The organism is Prevotella pectinovora (assembly GCF_041323955.1).
In the GTDB taxonomy this organism is placed as follows: Bacteria; Bacteroidota; Bacteroidia; order Bacteroidales; family Bacteroidaceae; genus Prevotella; species Prevotella pectinovora.
Genome location: NZ_JBGLIV010000001.1, coordinates 2504860 through 2522142, shown reverse-complemented (window position 1 = coordinate 2522142; position 17283 = coordinate 2504860). Strand labels below are relative to the sequence as shown.

Annotated in this window: 13 protein-coding genes and 2 rRNA genes; 12 read left to right on the top strand and 3 right to left on the bottom strand. The window is 50.8% G+C overall.

All coding sequences use genetic code 11. From position 1 onward, the window contains the following. Nucleotides 1-34 precede the first annotated feature (34 nt). Nucleotides 35-2930: ribosomal RNA gene (locus ACDC99_RS09860) — 23S ribosomal RNA — on the top strand. 81 nt (nt 2931-3011) lie between these two features. Beyond that, a 5S ribosomal RNA gene (gene rrf, locus ACDC99_RS09855) occupies nt 3012-3124 on the top strand. A gap of 375 nt (nt 3125-3499) precedes the next feature. On the opposite strand, the gene ACDC99_RS09850 is transcribed toward rrf, so the two are convergent. Continuing rightward, the gene (locus tag ACDC99_RS09850; protein WP_288762927.1) at nt 3500-4726 is read right to left on the bottom strand and encodes an L-serine ammonia-lyase; all 1227 of its coding nucleotides are present in this window, start codon (nt 4724-4726) and stop codon (nt 3500-3502) included. Nucleotides 4727-4957: 231 nt separating this feature from the next. On the opposite strand from ACDC99_RS09850, the gene ACDC99_RS09845 reads away from it, so the two are divergent. The 3 genes from ACDC99_RS09845 (at nt 4958) to ACDC99_RS09835 (ending at nt 6435) form a co-directional block, all read left to right on the top strand. Continuing rightward, nucleotides 4958-5539, top strand: a complete 582-nt coding sequence (locus ACDC99_RS09845) for a hypothetical protein (RefSeq protein ID WP_337776609.1) — start codon at nt 4958-4960, stop codon at nt 5537-5539. A gap of 13 nt (nt 5540-5552) precedes the next feature. Beyond that, the gene (locus ACDC99_RS09840; protein ID WP_022316163.1) at nt 5553-6113 is read left to right on the top strand and encodes a cob(I)yrinic acid a,c-diamide adenosyltransferase; all 561 of its coding nucleotides are present in this window, start codon (nt 5553-5555) and stop codon (nt 6111-6113) included. Between the two features lie 100 nt (nt 6114-6213). Beyond that, the gene (locus tag ACDC99_RS09835; protein WP_004342485.1) at nt 6214-6435 is read left to right on the top strand and encodes a DUF2795 domain-containing protein; all 222 of its coding nucleotides are present in this window, start codon (nt 6214-6216) and stop codon (nt 6433-6435) included. Nucleotides 6436-6868: 433 nt separating this feature from the next. Here the strand turns inward: ACDC99_RS09835 and ACDC99_RS09830 are convergent, their stop codons facing one another. Beyond that, a complete protein-coding gene (locus ACDC99_RS09830; protein ID WP_370756670.1) occupies nt 6869-7411 on the bottom strand; it encodes a hypothetical protein in 543 nt (180 codons plus the stop codon). Nucleotides 7412-7776: 365 nt separating this feature from the next. On the opposite strand from ACDC99_RS09830, the gene ACDC99_RS09825 reads away from it, so the two are divergent. The 7 genes from ACDC99_RS09825 to ACDC99_RS09795 all read left to right on the top strand — a co-directional run bounded on the left by ACDC99_RS09825 (nt 7777) and on the right by ACDC99_RS09795 (nt 16137). Beyond that, nucleotides 7777-9165 (top strand): alpha/beta hydrolase family protein, encoded by a 1389-nt coding sequence (locus ACDC99_RS09825; RefSeq protein WP_370756669.1) that lies wholly within the window; start codon nt 7777-7779, stop codon nt 9163-9165. Between the two features lie 85 nt (nt 9166-9250). Next, nucleotides 9251-10189: a PorP/SprF family type IX secretion system membrane protein gene (locus ACDC99_RS09820; protein ID WP_370756668.1), complete on the top strand. Its 939-nt coding sequence runs from the start codon at nt 9251-9253 to the stop codon at nt 10187-10189. A gap of 90 nt (nt 10190-10279) precedes the next feature. Beyond that, a complete protein-coding gene (gene porK, locus ACDC99_RS09815; RefSeq protein ID WP_042519491.1) occupies nt 10280-11740 on the top strand; it encodes a T9SS ring complex lipoprotein PorK/GldK in 1461 nt (486 codons plus the stop codon). Then, nucleotides 11737-12639 carry a type IX secretion system motor protein PorL/GldL gene (porL, locus tag ACDC99_RS09810; RefSeq protein WP_370756667.1) on the top strand — a complete coding sequence of 301 codons (903 nt, stop codon included), beginning with the start codon at nt 11737-11739 and terminating at the stop codon, nt 12637-12639. The genes porK and porL overlap by 4 nt, the downstream gene beginning before the upstream one ends. Nucleotides 12640-12671: 32 nt before the next feature. Further along, the gene (porM, locus tag ACDC99_RS09805; RefSeq protein WP_370756666.1) at nt 12672-14222 is read left to right on the top strand and encodes a type IX secretion system motor protein PorM/GldM; all 1551 of its coding nucleotides are present in this window, start codon (nt 12672-12674) and stop codon (nt 14220-14222) included. Between the two features lie 27 nt (nt 14223-14249). Continuing rightward, complete coding sequence (porN, locus tag ACDC99_RS09800) at nt 14250-15305, top strand: type IX secretion system ring subunit PorN/GldN (RefSeq protein WP_287074847.1); 1056 nt, start codon at nt 14250-14252, stop codon at nt 15303-15305. 190 nt (nt 15306-15495) lie between these two features. After that, nucleotides 15496-16137: a porin family protein gene (locus ACDC99_RS09795; protein WP_370756665.1), complete on the top strand. Its 642-nt coding sequence runs from the start codon at nt 15496-15498 to the stop codon at nt 16135-16137. Between the two features lie 206 nt (nt 16138-16343). On the opposite strand, the gene ACDC99_RS09790 is transcribed toward ACDC99_RS09795, so the two are convergent. Then, a complete protein-coding gene (locus ACDC99_RS09790; protein ID WP_022316179.1) occupies nt 16344-17282 on the bottom strand; it encodes a HipA domain-containing protein in 939 nt (312 codons plus the stop codon). Nucleotide 17283: the final 1 nt, after the last annotated feature.

Here is a 17283-nt window from a genome sequence, read left to right as displayed (position 1 = left end):
CCTTGTGAGTATTCATATTCACATGCGGACATAGGCGAAAGTAAGAAAGGGCGTATGGCGGATGCCTAGGCTCACGGAGGCGATGAAGGACGTGATAAGCTGCGACAAGCCCTGGGGAGGTGCAAATGACCTTTGATCCAGGGATTTCCGAATGGGACAACCCGGCAGTCTGAAGGACTGTCATCCGGACAAAAGTCCGGAGGCGAACGGAGGGAACTGAAACATCTTAGTACCTCCAGGAAGAGAAAATAAACAATGATTCCCCCAGTAGTGGCGAGCGACCGGGGAAGAGCCCAAACCGGTGTTGTCAAGGCAACGCCGGGGTTGTAGGACCGCGCTGTGGTACTTTTATCGTGAACAGAATGGACTGGAAAGTCCGGCCGTAGAGGGTGAAAGCCCCGTACGTGAAGCGAGCGAAGGCCTAGCGGTATCCTGAGTAAGGCGGGACACGAGGAATCCTGCCCGAATCCGCCGGGACCATCCGGCAAGGCTAAATACTCCCGTGAGACCGATAGTGTACCAGTACCGTGAGGGAAAGGTGAAAAGCACTTCGACGAGAAGAGTGAAAGAGATCCTGAAACCATGCGCCTACAAGCGGTCGGAGCATCCATGTGATGTGACGGCGTGCCTTTTGCATAATGAACCTACGAGTTGCCGTCGCCAGCGAGGTTAAGTCCCATGAGGGACGAAGCCGTAGTGGAAGCGAGCCTGAAGAGGGCGTCAAGTTGGCGGAGGCAGACGCGAAACCAAGTGATCTACACTTGTCCAGGTTGAAGTCCCGGTAACACGGGATGGAGGACCGCACCAATAAGCGTTGAAAAGCTTCTGGATGAGGTGAGTGTAGGAGTGAAAGGCCAATCAAACTTGGAGATAGCTCGTACTCCCCGAAAGGCATTTAGGTGCCGCGTGGGAAGGTCAGCGTGAGAGGTAGAGCGACCGATAGGTCAAGAGGGCTTCACCGCCTATCGAGACCTGACGAACTCCGAATGCTCACGCTTAGTATTCCTGCAGTAAGGGGGCGGGTGCTAAGGTCCGTCCCCGAGAGGAGAAGAATCCGGACCGCCGTCTAAGGTCCCGAAGTTCTGTCTGAGTTAGTCTAACGAAGTGTGGTCCCTGAGACAGCCAGGATGTTGGCTTGGAAGCAGCCATTCATTCAAAGAGTGCGTAACAGCTCACTGGTCGAGGGTCCGTGCATGGATAATAATCGGGTATAAGACAGGCACCGAAGGCGCGGGATAGCAAATAATAAAAGTATCGGTAGGGGAGCATTCCATCGGCGTAGAATGCAGTAGGTGACTACTGCTGGAGCCTATGGAAAAGCAAATGTAGGTATAAGTAACGATTAGGAGGGCGAGAACCCCTCCCGCCGAACGACTAAGGTTTCCCAGGCAATGCCATTCATCCTGGGGTCAGTCGGGTCCTAAGGCTAAGCCGAGCGGCGAGGCCGATGGCAGACACGGTCAACATTCCGTGACTACCGCCATCAGTGATGTCCAGACGGAGCAGTGACACCTCCGCGCCCTGACGGAATAGGGCGTTGAAGGGCGTAGGCTATGAGAATGCCAGGCAAATCCGGCGTTTGAGCTGAAACCCGAAAGTACGGGGTCCCCTTCGGGGGAACCTGACAGCGAGGGTAATCATACTCCCGAGAAAATGGGCTAAACTCATGTTGGCGGTACCCGTACCGCAAACCGACACAGGTAGTTGGGTAGAACATACTAAGGCGTTGAGAGATTCATGGCTAAGGAACTAGGCAAACTGACCCCGTAACTTCGGGATAAGGGGTCCTCACCTCCGGGTGAGGCGCAGAGAATAGGTCCAGGCAACTGTTTAACAAAAACACAGGGCTGTGCGAACTCGAAAGATGAAGTATACAGCCTGACACCTGCCCGGTGCCGGAAGGTTAAGAGGAGATGTCACCGCAAGGGAAGCATTGAATTGAAGCCCCGGTAAACGGCGGCCGTAACTATAACGGTCCTAAGGTAGCGAAATTCCTTGTCGGGTAAGTTCCGACCTGCACGAATGGTGTAATGATCCGGACGCTGTCTCGGCCATGAGCTCAGTGAAATTGTAGTATCGGTGAAGATGCCGATTACCCGCGATGGGACGAAAAGACCCCGTGAACCTTTACTACAGCTTAGCATTGACCTTGGTCATCCGATGTGTAGGATAGGCCGGAGGCTTCGAAGCGGCGTCGCCAGGCGTTGTGGAGCCATCCTTGAAATACGGCCCTTTGGCTGTCTGAGGTCTAACGCGGATAGTCGCGGACACTGCTTGGTGGGTAGTTTGACTGGGGTGGTCGCCTCCAAAAGCGTAACGGAGGCTTCCAAAGGTGCCCTCGGGCCGTTTGGTAAGCGGCCTTCAAGAGTGCAATGGCAAAAGGGCGCTTGACTGGGAGGGAGACATCCCGAGCAGGCAGGAAACTGGGGCATAGTGATCCGGCGGATGTGTATGGAAACTCCGTCGCTCAAAGGATAAAAGGTACTCCGGGGATAACAGGCTGATCCCCCCCAAGAGCTCATATCGACGGGGTGGTTTGGCACCTCGATGTCGGCTCGTCACATCCTGGGGCTGGAGAAGGTCCCAAGGGTTGGGCTGTTCGCCCATTAAAGTGGCACGCGAGCTGGGTTCAGAACGTCGTGAGACAGTTCGGTCTCTATCTATCGTGGGCGCAGGAGTTTTGAGTGGTGCTGTCACTAGTACGAGAGGACCGTGACGGACAGACCTCCGGTGTACCGGTTGTGCCGCCAGGCGCACCGCCGGGTATCCGCGTCTGGATCGGATAAGCGCTGAAAGCATCTAAGTGCGAAGCTTTCCACGAGATTAGAACTCCATTGAGGGTCGTCGCAGACGACGACGTTGATAGGGCGCAGGTGTAAAGACGGCGACGTCAAAGCCGAGCGCTACTAATTGCCCGAGAGCTTTCGCTTTCCGGCACACACTTTCAGTTGTATTGCAACTGTCAATTCTACCAAGTGATATGTCTGTAACTATAACGCATGTCCCCCATATCAGGTGGCGACAGCGGCGGGGTTCCACCTCTTCCCATTCCGAACAGAGAAGTTAAGCCCGCTTGCGCCGATGGTACTGCAATGCAATGTGGGAGAGTAGGTAACCGCCTTTTTTCACTTTAAAGCTTGAATCCTCCGGAAGAGCAATCCTCCGGAGGATTTTTTTTGCGTCTGTACGCATCAGGGTCTTCCTTGGTTCTCATGCAGCTTTATGTCTGTTTTCATCAGACGATAATTGAATTGTCCGGACAATTACCAGATGGTTTTTGCATGCAGAAACAGACGGAAGTGGCTGAATTATAGACACTTCCGAATATGTGACCAGATGGTTGACGGTTTTTGTTGAATTTTAGTTTTGATGACCGTCTGAGGATAAAGAAAGCGGATTACAGTTCCCGACCTGGAGATGTAATCCGCTTTGTGGCTCAGAATGCGTAATGTTATCGTATTACTTTATTCTAAATTGTCTGAGCGTTTGAATTGTTGCTTTAGTCATTCACGTTACCCGTCATGTTGAAACCCTTTGCAAGGCCGCCCTCGCTTGTCTCTTTGTATAGCGATGGAATGTCGTGTCCGGTGCGCTTCATTACCTCTACGACGCGGTCGAACGAAACGCGGTGAGATCCGTCGGAGAATGCGGCATAGAGATTAGAGTCGAGTGCTCGGGTGGCAGCGAAGGCATTGCGTTCGATACATGGTATCTGCACCAATCCACAAATAGGGTCGCAAGTCATACCGAGGTGGTGTTCCAGTCCCATCTCTGCTGCATATTCTATCTGAGACGGGCTGCCACCGAACAACTGGCAGGATGCTGCTGACGCCATGGCGCATGCTACGCCCACTTCTCCTTGGCAACCAACGTCGGCTCCGGAGATGGATGCGTTTTTCTTCACTATATTTCCTACCAGTCCCGCTGTGGCAAGAGCGTGCAGGATTTGTTTGTCTGTGAATTCGTGGCTCTTTGATATATGATATAGCACCGCTGGCAGCACGCCGCATGCTCCACAGGTAGGAGCGGTGACGATTGTTCCGCCTGAAGCGTTTTCCTCACTCACTGCCAGAGCATAGGCATATACTAATCCTCTTGTCTGCAGCGACTGTTTGTAGCCAGTTGCTTTCACGTAGTATGTCGGTGCCTTGCGTGGCAGATTGAGCGGTCCGGGAAGTCTTCCTTCACGTTTCAGACCACGTTCAACCGCCTCTTTCATCTTGATCCATACCACTTCGAGATAGTCCCACAGACTGCTGTCTTCGCATAGCTGCACGTATTCCCAATAATTTCTTCCCGTGCGTTCACACCATTTCATTATCTCTGTCATGGAGTTCATGTCGTAGACTTCAGGTGAGTTGAACATGTCGTCATCTCCTTTGCCTTCAGAGAGCGCACCTCCACCTATGCTGTATACCGTCCATTCGTTGATAGGCTTCTCGTCATTTGTGAACGACCTGAATTTCATTCCGTTGGGATGGAACGGAAGGAACACGTCCGGTTTCCAGATTATCCTAACGGGAGCAATTGGTTCCAGCACCTCGATGATGGCGATGTCTGTCATGTGTCCTTTGCCCGTAGCGGCAAGACTACCATAGAGAGTCACCTCGAACGAGCTTGCTCCGCGGTTGTTCTCCAGAAATATCTTTGCGGCTTTCTGTGGACCCATCGTATGACTGCTTGATGGTCCCTTGCCTATTTTGAAAAGTTCTTTAAGCGTTTTCATATCTCTATTACCTTTAAAATGCAAAATTAGCGGAAAATCATATCAATAGCAAATGCAGAGTTGACTTTTTTGCAGTTTCTCTCTCTTCCTGTTTTGATATTAAGAGCTTGTTATTACCTTTTATCCTTGATATTTACGTTCTTGGTGGAAAAATGTCCTGACAAATCGTTTTATTTTTGATAAAAATACGTATATTTGCGCCTGATGACGACAAATAGGTTAATACGCGGAATGATATGGCTCAGTAGGATTGGCTGTTGCCGGGGCTTCGGAATACAGTCGCCTTGGGCTTACAGCCTCGTCAGATACGTCATAAATGAGCATTACCCGTATTATGCCTACGAACGTCTGGCAAAGGATTTTCCTGAGGCAGATGCCGTGAGACGCAAGATGGGTGAGTTCTTTCTCCGTCTCGCCAACCATGCCCAGCCGGAGATGGTGGTGGCGGTGGGCTTTGATGATGAAGACATGAAGCGTGACAAGGCTTATTTCCGTGCAGGCTGCAATTCTCTGCGTTGGACGGGCATTGGGCCGTGTGATGCGGATCCGGCGCTGGAAACGCTTGGAAATGCACCGGGGGCGCATATCCTGCATGCCAATGCCCCTGCAATAGATGCAGAATGGCTGACGGAAGCGGTGAAGCGGTTGCGGACCGGTGATTTCGTGGTAGTGGATAGGTTGAACTACAACAAGGCGGTCTGGCAAGATGTAGTGGGGAGACTTCAGAATATAGTGTCCTTTGATATGTATTATTGTGGATTGGTGTATGTCGATCCGAAACGATATAAGCAGAATTACAAGATTAACTTTTAAAAATCTCAAGACTATGGCAATAACAAAGGTTTATACAAAGACAGGCGACGAGGGCATGACGAGCTTGGTAGGAGGAGTGAGGGTGAGAAAGACAAACCCTCGTATCGAGGCATACGGCACCGTGGATGAACTCAGTGCGCAGCTCGGTCTGCTTGCTTCCTTCATGAAGGATGGCGACGACAAGAATATGGTGATCAGCATTCAGCGCACGCTGTTCACGGTATGCTCATATCTCGCTACCGATACCACTCAGACCAAGTTGGCACCTTCGTATACCATCGACCCGCAGGAGGTGACGGTGCTGGAAGAGGAAATTGACCATCTGAACGGCAGTCTGCCCCGACAGACGTCATTCATCATCCCCGGAGGCTCACATGAGGCAGCTCTCGCACATGTTTGCCGCACGGTATGCCGCAGGGCGGAGAGGCGCATATTCTTCCTCGGTGAAACCACTAAGCTCGATGGAAATGTATTGCAGTATATCAACCGTCTTTCTGACTATCTCTTCATGCTCGCACGCAAATTAAACTTTAATGACGGTGTGAGAGAAAAAATATGGAAGAAAAACTTGTAGATAAGAAAAAAAACATTATTTTTGCGCTCAATTTTATAATAGGCAGCGAGCTGGCATGGTGATGCTGCCTGGTATCGCAAACTGATAATTTATATTTACTATGTATTGGACACTTGAATTAGCTTCAAAGCTCGAAGATGCGCCATGGCCTGCAACGAAGGACGAATTGATTGACTACGCAACTCGTTCCGGGGCGCCGCTTGAAGTGTTGGAGAATCTGCAGGAGATAGAGGATGAGGGTGACGTCTACGAGAGCATCGAGGATATCTGGCCCGACTATCCGACAAAAGAAGACTTCCTCTTCAACGAGGACGAATACTAATCGCTCAAGCAGCTATCCGGTATAGCTCAAAGCAATGAATATAAGCGGTATAGGAATTTTTTATGAGATTCCTATACCGCTTTTTCGGGCTTTTACCACTTGATGATTCTTACGACAAGTCCGTATCTAAGTGTCTGATGCGATGAACAGACTTGTTTTTCTTGAAAGAGTGAGTGAAAATAACTTTCAGAAAAGTTGTAAGTTCCCTCTGTATTTTGTGTATTTCCACCTGATAAGTTCGGGAAAATGTCATGTCTGGCACAAATCGTTAGTTATTGGTGCGGATATGAGGATTGAAAGAGACATCCAGCATTCTTGAATATGATATGAAAATAGCGATATGGGATAATCTTTGCGGATTCCCTATATCGCTATTTGTTATGGCTCATTCATTGATAGGTTTTCATGTTCGGACTATGTGGCTGCCGTCGTGTCAGTCATCATCTCTGTCCTTGTGGTGTTTGTGGTGTTTGTGGTGTTTGTGGTGCTTGTGATGTTTGTCATATTTCTTATAGTGCTTGTCGTGCTTCTTGTGTTGCTTCCAGTGTTTGTCGTGCTTATAGTGCTTGCAGTGCCTGTCGTAGTAGTGCGGACGGTGGTGGCAAGGGCGGCAGTCGTGTTTAGGATATTTCACGTAGATGTTGTGTACGTATGCCCTGTCACGCCAACTGATGGGACGGTAGAAGTAATACGACTCGCAGAACCTTCTCCATTGCTTTGGCGACATTATACGCCTTAGCTGTTTGTTGCGGTATTGCCATCCATAGGCATCGATGTCGCGATAGCTGTTTATGCTGTTGAGATATGAGAGGTTTATGCTCAGGATGCTGTTGCGGTGAGCCTTGCTCAATCCCAGTTCCACCATCATCTTGTCGGTGATGAAGCTGGCTTCAGCCTGAATGTTGGTAAGTCTCTGGGCGTTCGCGGATGTTATCATCACGATTGCCGCTACGATTGCTAATAATGTACGTTTCATAATCCAGATTTTTTTGAGGGTTATTACTTGTTTTTCTGCTGCAAAGATACGTAATCTTGCTCTCTGCCGCAAAGGGGAAACTATATGCCTGTGTATGGTTTCCCCTAAAGTGAAGGGGGAAATCCGTGTTAACCCCAAATCGGTCATTAGGCCGTTTAATGTATAATTTTAATAACTGCTTGCAGTCTTTTGCTTTTTATAAGGCGTCTTTTGCCTGTTTCTAATTCACAATAGTTTGCTGCTTTCTGTTTTTTTTATATCTTTGCCCACAGCTGTCGCATATTCTACCCCAATTCTGTCGTCAGGCGGTTGGGAGTTTATATGCATACAGAGCAAATGTTGAATTATCTAAACAACTGTGAACCATGAAAAAGTACATATTCCTATGCCTGTCTGTCCTTATGCCGCTGCTGGCGAATGCCCAGGGGATAAAGGGAGCGTGGAACGGACTGCTTGAAGCAGGTCCGTCAAAATTGACAATCGTTTTCCATATCAATGCCGACGGCACCGTTACCATGGACAGTCCGGACCAGGGGGCCACGGGACGGCCGGCAGAGGTGAAATGTCTGCAAGAAGACACCTTGTCTATCGAACTGCCCCAGCTTCGGGCGCAATATACAGGAAAGCTCAAGGGCGAGGAGATTCTTGGCACATTCTCACAGATGGGCTACTCATTCCCGTTGAACTTGAAACGCGGCGAGGTGAAAGTAAACCGTCCGCAGACTCCGCAGCCGCCTTTCGACTATACCATGCAGGAGGTGGCATTCCAGAACAAGGGCGTCGACGGCAAGACTGGTCTTCCAACGGAAGGCGGAGAAGCCTGGCTGGGCGGTACGCTTACATATCCAAAGAATTTCAAGGCAGGGATGCCGGTCGTTATCATGGTAAGCGGCAGCGGACAGCAAGACCGCGACGAGGAAATCCTTGGTCACAAGCCCTTCCTCGTGATAGCCGACTATCTCGCCCGTCGCGGCATAGCCACGCTGCGCTATGACGACCGTGGAGTGGGCAAGTCGACAGGCGATCCTACGAAGGTCACCATCCAGAGCAACATGCTCGACGCCCAGGCTGGAATAGACTATCTGAGGAGCACGAAGAAATTCGGCAAGATAGGTGTGCTCGGCCATAGCGAGGGAGGCATTATCGGCTATATGCTTGCCGCCAAAGGCAAGGCAGACTTCGTGGTGTCACTCGCCGGTCCCGTGTTGCGTGGCGACAGTGTGCTGCTGATACAAAACCGGGATCTGCTTGCCGTTTCCGGTCTCGATGAGGCAAGTATCGAAAAATACGCAACAGCATTGGGCAGAGTGTTCAGATACAAGATGTCGGGACAGCAGAACAAGTTTGCACAAACTCCCGAAGCACTCATTCCGATGCTGACGGCAGATATCGACCTCCTGCCCGAACTCCGTGCCAACCTCGTTGGCGTGGTGAAGCAGATAGACTCACCATGGCTCATCTCCTATCTGAAATACGACCCGGCAGCGGATATCCGCAAAGTGGAATGTCCGGTGATGCTTCTCATTGGCGACAACGACAAGCAGGTGAACTCAACAATAAACTTCCATGCAGCGGAGACTCTTTTCAGCAAGACCGTAAGGGCAAAGAGCCTCTTCAAGACGTATTCCAAGCTCAACCATTTCTTCCAGCCGTCAGAAAGCGGTTCTCCGCTCGACTATGCCAAGATAGAGACCACTATTTCAGAAGAAGTGCTCTCCGACATCGGCGACTGGATTTCTGAAGTCGCCAAATAGGATGCAAAGCCGTGTAGAAGTGTCCTCGTGGAGTATTTTTTAGAACCTCTATACAATAAATATTATAAAGCCTCGTTATGTAAACGTGTTTAAACGTTTATACATAACAATTACGCTTGCGCTGCTCCTTTCTGTAGGGGCAAAGGCGCAGTATGACGCATCGTTCAGCCACTACTGGGACATGGAACCTTATTTCAACCCGGCAGCGGTGGGAAAGCAGCCAAAACTCAATGTCGTGGCGGCATACGCCCTCGATATGGCAGGTTTTGAAAACAATCCCCGCACGATGTATCTCGGTGCTGATATGCCCTTCTTCCTGCTCGGCGCATATCACGGAGCCGGCGTGTCTCTCATTAACGACCAGATAGGTCTTTTCACCCACCAGCGCATAGCCCTGCAGTATGCTTATAAGCACAAGCTCTTTGGCGGCAATATAAGCGTGGGCGCACAATTCGGATTCCTCAACGAACAGTTTGATGGCTCGAAAGTGGATCTGGGCGAGTCAAACGACCCGGCATTCGCCACTTCCGACGTGAAGGGAAACGCCATGGACCTGGCGGCAGGTATCTACTACACACATGGCCGATGGTATGCCGGAGTCTCGGCGCAGCACCTCACTTCTCCGCTCGTGGAGCTTGGTGAGACCAACGAGCTGCAGATAGATCCTACATATTATTTGACGGGCGGATACAATATAAAGCTACGAAATCCGTTTGTTACAATACCTACGTCGGTGCTCGTGCGCACAGACACCAAGGCATACCGTGCCGACATATCCGCAAGGATAGTGTATACTAACGAGAAAAAACTCATGTATGCCGGAGTGTCATACAGTCCGACGAATTCCGTCACGGCGCTAATCGGAGGATCGTTCCACGGCATCAACCTGAGCTACAGCTACGAGATGTACACCTCAGCGATAAGCTTGGGCAACGGCAGCCATGAACTGATGGTCAGTTATCAGACCGACCTCAACCTCTTCAAGAAAGGCAAGAACAAGCACAAGAACGTGAGAATCCTGTGATGCGAAACGGCCGGCAAAACGCTGGCGGCAATAAGAGGGGACGCTCTTGCTGAATAGATACATATAATAAAGAATATAGGAAAAAGAAATATGAAAATGAAGAATAGCATTGTGATCGCAGCCCTGATCTGCGTGGCAACCCTGTTTACGGGCTGCTTCGGCGGAAAGATGGCCACAACCGGCAGGGGAGGCGAGCTGACAGGAACAGGAGGCGGCAGAGGCTTCTCCGAGCCGACGCCGTTCGGAATGACCCTTGTGAAGAAAGGCTTCCTGAAGATGGGACTCGAGAGGCAGGACAGCCTCTGGGGAAAGCAGACCCCTGTGAAGGAAATATCAGTGGACGGATTCTGGATGGACGACACGGAGATAACCAATTCCGAGTATCGACAGTTTGTATACTGGGTGCGCGACTCAATCCTCAGAACACGTCTCGCCGACCCTTCATACGGCGGCGACGAGTCGTATATGATTACCGAAGACAAGAACGGTGACCCCGTGACCCCACACCTCAACTGGAAAAAGGCTCTTCCGCGCAAGCCGAACGAAGACGAGCAGCGTGCCATAGAGAGCCTTTATGTCACCAATCCCGTGACCGGTGAGAAGATGCTCGACGCCAGCCAGATGAACTACCGCTACGAGATTTACGACTACGTTACGGCGGCAAAGCGCCGTAACCGTCTGAATCCATCAGAGCGCAATCTCAACACCGACGTCCAGGTGAACCCGGACGAGGTGGTGATGATTTCAAAGGATACGGCATATATCGACGATGAGGGAAGGATAGTGAGACAGACCATCAACAGACAGCTCACCGGTCCGTGGGACTTCCTCAACACTTACATCGTGAACGTATATCCCGACACTACATGCTGGGTGAACGATTTTCAGAACTCAGACAACGAGACATACATGCGCCTCTATTTCAGCAGTCCTACCTACAACGAATATCCTGTGGTGGGAGTGACCTGGGAGCAGGCAAACGCCTTCTGTGCATGGCGTACCGACTATCTGCTCAAAGGACTCGGAGGCGTGGCGAAATACATCCAGCGCTACCGTCTGCCTACAGAGGCAGAATGGGAGTATGCGGCGCGCGGAAAAGACGGAAACGAATTCCCATGGGAGAACCGCGACGTGAAGAACGACCGCGGATGCTTCTATGCCAACTTCAAACCAGACCGCGGCAACTACACCCAGGACGGCAACCTGATAACGAGCCGCGTGGGGATATACTCCGCCAATTCAAACGGACTGTATGACATGGCGGGAAATGTGGCAGAATGGACAAGCACGATATATACCGAAGCCGGAGTGACCGCCATGAACGACCTCAATCCGCAGCTTTCCTACAATGCGGCGATAGAAGATCCGTACAAGATGAAGAAGAAGAGCGTGAGAGGCGGTTCGTGGAAAGACCCTGAGTCGTATATCCGTTCGGCATGGCGCACATGGGAATACCAGAACCAGCCAAGAAGCTATATCGGTTTCCGTTGCGTGAGAAGTCTGGCAAGTACAACAAGTTCTAAACAAAAAGGGAGTAAGAAGAAAAAATGACAGTATACAGCAATTTTAACGTGATATACCGCTTGCAGAAGTGGTTGGATAGCGTACCGGGACAGACGTTCATGAACTACGCTTACAGTTGGGGTGCGTCTATCGTTATCCTCGGTACTCTGTTCAAACTCACCCACCTGCCGGGAGCAAACTTCATGCTTTTCCTCGGAATGGGAACAGAGGTTATAGTGTTCTTCATCTCAGCCTTCGACCGTCCGTTCGACAAGACTGCCGACGGTAAGGACCTGCCGACACACGTCACCAAAGAAGAGATAGAAGAAGAGTATAAGGAGGATATGGAAGCCCGCGAGGCAGCAGAGAATCCCGACTCACAACCATTCTCAACACAACCGGCAATGGTACAGCCTGCTGCCATGGCAGGCGTGAACGGCGGCGGAACGATAATCATCGGCGGCGGAATGCCAGCCGGAGCAGCTGCAGCGCAGCCAACGCCATCATCGGAAGCCGACAGCGAGGGACAGGATGCGGCGACAGTTGCCGGAGCAGCTGCAATGGCAGCATCGCAGACTGTGAACATGCAGCAGTGGGTGGCACAGCAGGCACAAGTGTCTCCGGAAATGGCAGAGGCAACGACAAACTATGTGGAGTCGCTCAACAACCTCACCGAAATCATACAGAAGGTGTCGGAGCAGAGCATGCACCTCACCCGCGATTCAGAGGAGATGGAAAACCTCAACCGCACGCTCACCGGAATCTGCAAGATATACGAGATGCAGCTTAAGGCAGCAAGCGCCCAAATCGGTACGGGTGACCAGATTAACGACAAGCTGCAGAAGATGGCACAGCAGATAGAACAGCTCAACGCCATCTATGCCCGCATGATAGAGGCAATGACCGTCAACATGCGTGTCGCAGCCCCCGGCACCCCACAGCAATAAAGACAAATCCTTGATTATTAAACAGCATAAAAGTGGCAATAAAGAAAAGACCAATATCTCCTCGCCAGAAGATGATCAACCTCATGTATGTCGTCTTGATGGCAATGCTCGCGATGAACGTCTCGACACAGGTGCTCGACGGTTTCTCCATCGTGGAGGAGAGCCTGCAGCGCTCAACCGACAACTCGGCGAAGGAGAACCAAAGCATCTACGGCAATTTTGCCGAGCAGATGAAGAGCAACCCTGAGAAGGTGCGTGAGTGGTTTGAAAAGGCCACGGCAGTGAAGCGCATGAGCGACTCTCTGTATAACTTCGCTCAGGAACTGAAGGTGGAGATCGTGCGCGAGGCAGACGGTGCAGACGGTGACATCCATAACATAGAAAGAAAGGACGACCTCGAGGCTGCCAGTCATGTGATGCTCGCTCCCGGTACGGGAAAAGGCAAGAAACTCTTCGATGCCATCAATTCCTTCCGTGAACGCATCCTGAAGATGGTGCCAGATGCCGCACAGCATAAGATCATCGCCGGTAACCTGTCGACCACACTCCCCAAGAAAGCCAAGACAATGGGCAAGAACTGGCAGGAGTATATGTTTGAAGACATGCCGGTGGCTGCTGCCGTAACGCTTCTCACCAAACTGCAGAACGACGTGCGTTATGCCGAAGGTGAAGTGTTGCACACTCTCGTGGCAAACATTGACATGAAGGATATCAGAGTGAACAAACTCAGTGCATTCGTAATTCCCAACGCACAGACCATCGTGCGTGGCGACAAGTTCTCTGCCCAGATAGTGATGGCTGCCGTAGACACCACACAGCAGCCGAAGATCTACATCGGCGGACGACAGATGAACCTGCGCAACAACACTTATGAGATAGTGACAGGACGGACTGGCGAGTTCAATCTCGCCGGATACATCACGATGCAGAACGGACAGGGCGACGTGATTCGTCGTGACTTCACACAGAAGTATACTGTAGTGGATCCGAGCGCCACGGTGTCTGCCGACCTCATGAACGTGCTCTATGCCGGATATACAAACCCTATAAGCATAAGCATTCCAGGAGTGCCTCTCAACAAAGTGACGGCATCAATGAGCGGCGGTACGCTGCAGCCGGTAGGACCGGGCAAGTATATCGCCCGTCCTGCAGCAGTAGGCAAGGACGTCACCATCACAGTGATGTCGACCACCACCGGTCATCCGCGCCAGATGGGAAAGTTCACGTTCCACGTGCGCAAACTGCCGGATCCGACGGCATATCTCGCCATCGGCACCAACCGCTATCGTGGCGGCGGACTCGCCAAGGCATCGCTTATGGGTTCTCACGAAGTGAAGGCTGCAATCGACGACGGACTCCTCGATATTCAGTTCAAGGTGCTCAGCTTCGAGACAGTATTCTTTGACAATATGGGAAATGCCGTTCCTATGGCTTCTGCCGGAGCTTCATTCTCGGAACGCCAGAAGAATGCCTTCCGCGGACTCTCCCGCAACCGCCGCTTCTATATCAGCCGTGTCACTGCAGTAGGTCCTGACGGCATCAAGCGAACGTTGCCTTCGTCGATGGAGGTCATCGTGAAATAACAATATGAGAAAAACTATATACGATATATGAAGAAGATATTTCTAATAATATTCGCAGCTTGCCTCACCGGAATGGCGAACGCACAGCCTGCCGCACGCCGCAAACAGCAGCAACAGACCACCTCAAACGCCCAGAACATCACGACGAGGGCTCAGATATCCTTCCCCGTCGCTGCCACTATGGACGAGGACGTGGTTTGGCGCCGCGACATCTATCGCATCATCGACCTCAACGAAGATGCCAATGCCGGACTCTACTATCCTGTTGAGGCAGTGGGTTCACAGATGAACCTCTTCACCTATATGTTCAAGCTCATGATGCGCCAGCGCATCAATGCCTATGAATACAGACTCGACGGCAACGAGGTGTTCAACGACGCATCGAAGATAAAGCCATTGGCATTTCTCGACAATTATCATATATATTATGAAAAGAAGGGCAACGGCATCAACATCGACAACAGCGACATACCGTCGAAGGAAGTGAAGTCGTATTACATAAAGGAGAGTGCCTACTACGACCAGCGTTCAGCCACCTTCCACACCAAGGTGATAGCGCTCTGTCCTATCATGTCGAGAGAAGACGACTTCGGCGATGCTCCTCAGACCTATCCGCTCTTCTGGGTGAAGTATGACGACATCGCCCCATATCTGAGCAAGCAGATAATAATGACGAGCGACTTGAACAATGCCGCCACGATGACTCTTGATGATTATTTCACCAAGAACATGTATCGCGGCAAGATATACAAGACCACCAATATGCTCGGCAAGACGCTCGCACAGTATTGCAAGTCAGACTCTGCCATGACCAAGGAGCAGAAACGTATAGAGGGAGAGCTCATCGCCTTTGAGAAGAATATCTGGGGCGACCAGCAGCTCAAGGATTCTCTCGACAGCATCGCCAAGGCTCAGCAGACCGTGAAGGGAAAGAAGGTGCGCAAGAAGAACCGTCGTGCCGGTGGATCGGCTACGGAAGACAAACAGACCACTGTAAAGAAGAAATCACGTAGCAGCTCTTCTTCATCCTCTGGCGGAGGCTCATCGTCAGCAAGGGTGTCGGTGCGCCGTCAGCGCCACTAAGAAACATATATACAAGGGGACAAGCGAGAAGCCGTCAGGGTGAGACTTGCTTGTCCTTTCTGCTTATAAAATACCAAAATCCAAGCAAGCGCTAATGGCCGATTGGGGGATAAGATGAACTGGTGCTTTTATTATTCAGACATTAGTTTTATTATAACAACTATATTAACCATAAAACAAAATTAAGCTTATGAAAAAGATTTTCGCTCTTGCCCTCGTGGCATTAGGTATGATGACTGCAAATCCGGCTCAGGCTCAGATCAAGTTCGGTCTCAAGGGTGGTCTCAACATCACTGATATGTCTATGGACAGCAAGGTGCTCGACGCCTCTAACCGCGCAGGATTCTTCATCGGTCCGTCTGTAAAGTTCACTCTTCCTGTAGTGGGTTTGGGAATCGACGCTTCTGCTCTCTACGACCAGCGTGAGGCAAAACTGAAGGGAGAGGAAAGCGGATATGAGGCAGATCTCAACACCAAGGTTAAGCAGCAGGCTATCAACATCCCTGTGAACCTTCGCTATACCTTTGGTCTTGGCGACATCGCCGGAGTTTATCTTGCTGCCGGTCCACAGTTCGGTTTCAACGTCGGTGACAAGAACTTCGACATGCTGAAGGCTGCCAACTATAAGTTGAAGTCAACAAACTTCAGCGTTAACGTTGGTGCCGGCGTTACTCTCATCAATCATCTGGAGATTGGTTTCAACTACAACATCGCTTGTGGCAAGACCGGTGAGGTGACAGGAAAGAGCGTTGCTACAGAGACTATCAAGAATCTGCTCGACAGCGAAGGCAAGTCTAACGCTTGGCAGATTTCAGCAGCATATTATTTCTGATAAGTGCTGAACGGTTAATTCCCCATTGCCTTATGGGTAAGGGATAAAAAAAGAAGGTCGGTGGACATGATGTTCCTCCGGCCTTTTTTGTTCAGAGTATGTTTCCTCTCCGTCTGGGGTTTATCCCCAATCGGTCATCAGGCTGTTTAGTGTGTTATCACATTTTTGTGATGGCGTGTTATTGCCGTACCATGGATTATCCTTTGTCATCTCATCATTATCACCCTTTTGATGATAAGTCTTTTGTATTCCCGTTTCATGTCGTTTGGCAGGAAAGAGTTGTCTATGAGGTCGATCCATTTTGATATTGCCTTGCCGAACTTGTTAGCCATGTTCTGTATCACCTTCTCGTTAAGTCCCGATGCAGTCATTGCCTTCTCGAAGTCAGACCTCTTTATCTTCCTTTTCTTTCCGTTCAGTGTCAACGCCAGCTCTTCCGTGTCCTGTGGCATCACTATCAGAGTAGACAACAGGTCGTAGGCAGGAGTGAGACAGAATCCCAGAGGGGTCTTGTATAGCGAGAAATTCTTCAGGTGCATATCGGAGTTTCCCGTTATCCATGAGAAGACCACTACCTCCCAGAAATTCACCAGATCGAGCTGTGGCACCGCCGAATACTTCTTTATCAGCTTCGCTATCTGCTCATACGACCCCTTGTATTTGTATTCCGTCAGTCGCTCCGACAACTGGCACATGTCTTCCATTGCCGTTTTGCTGCCGTCGGGTTGGCGGTCAATCCTCCGCGTTATGTAACACAGTTCACCGTCGTCGAATCTTATCAGCCCGTGAGGCACTACTGCGATTTTCGCTGCCTCTGCCATATGCATGGTCAGGTCTTCCAGTTCGGGCAGCGAACGGTAGGTATCGGTTTGGGGCTTCAGTATGAAGCGTCCCCACAGACCCACGATGGTGAAGCGGTCAGGTTCGTTCTTCTGGCCATGGTTCACGTCGAGCGACAGTTTCGCCTGCACTCCGGTCAGCGTGGTCTGTGCTCTCACCACTCTCTTTGCCAGTTCTCCAATCTGGCTCCTGTTGTATGGCAGCACCGGTGCCGTCTTCACCCCATACAGTTTTTTTGCGCATGAGGGATGATAGTCAGTCTGTCCCTCTTTCAGCTCTTTGTAGCAATATAGACATTTTGCCATC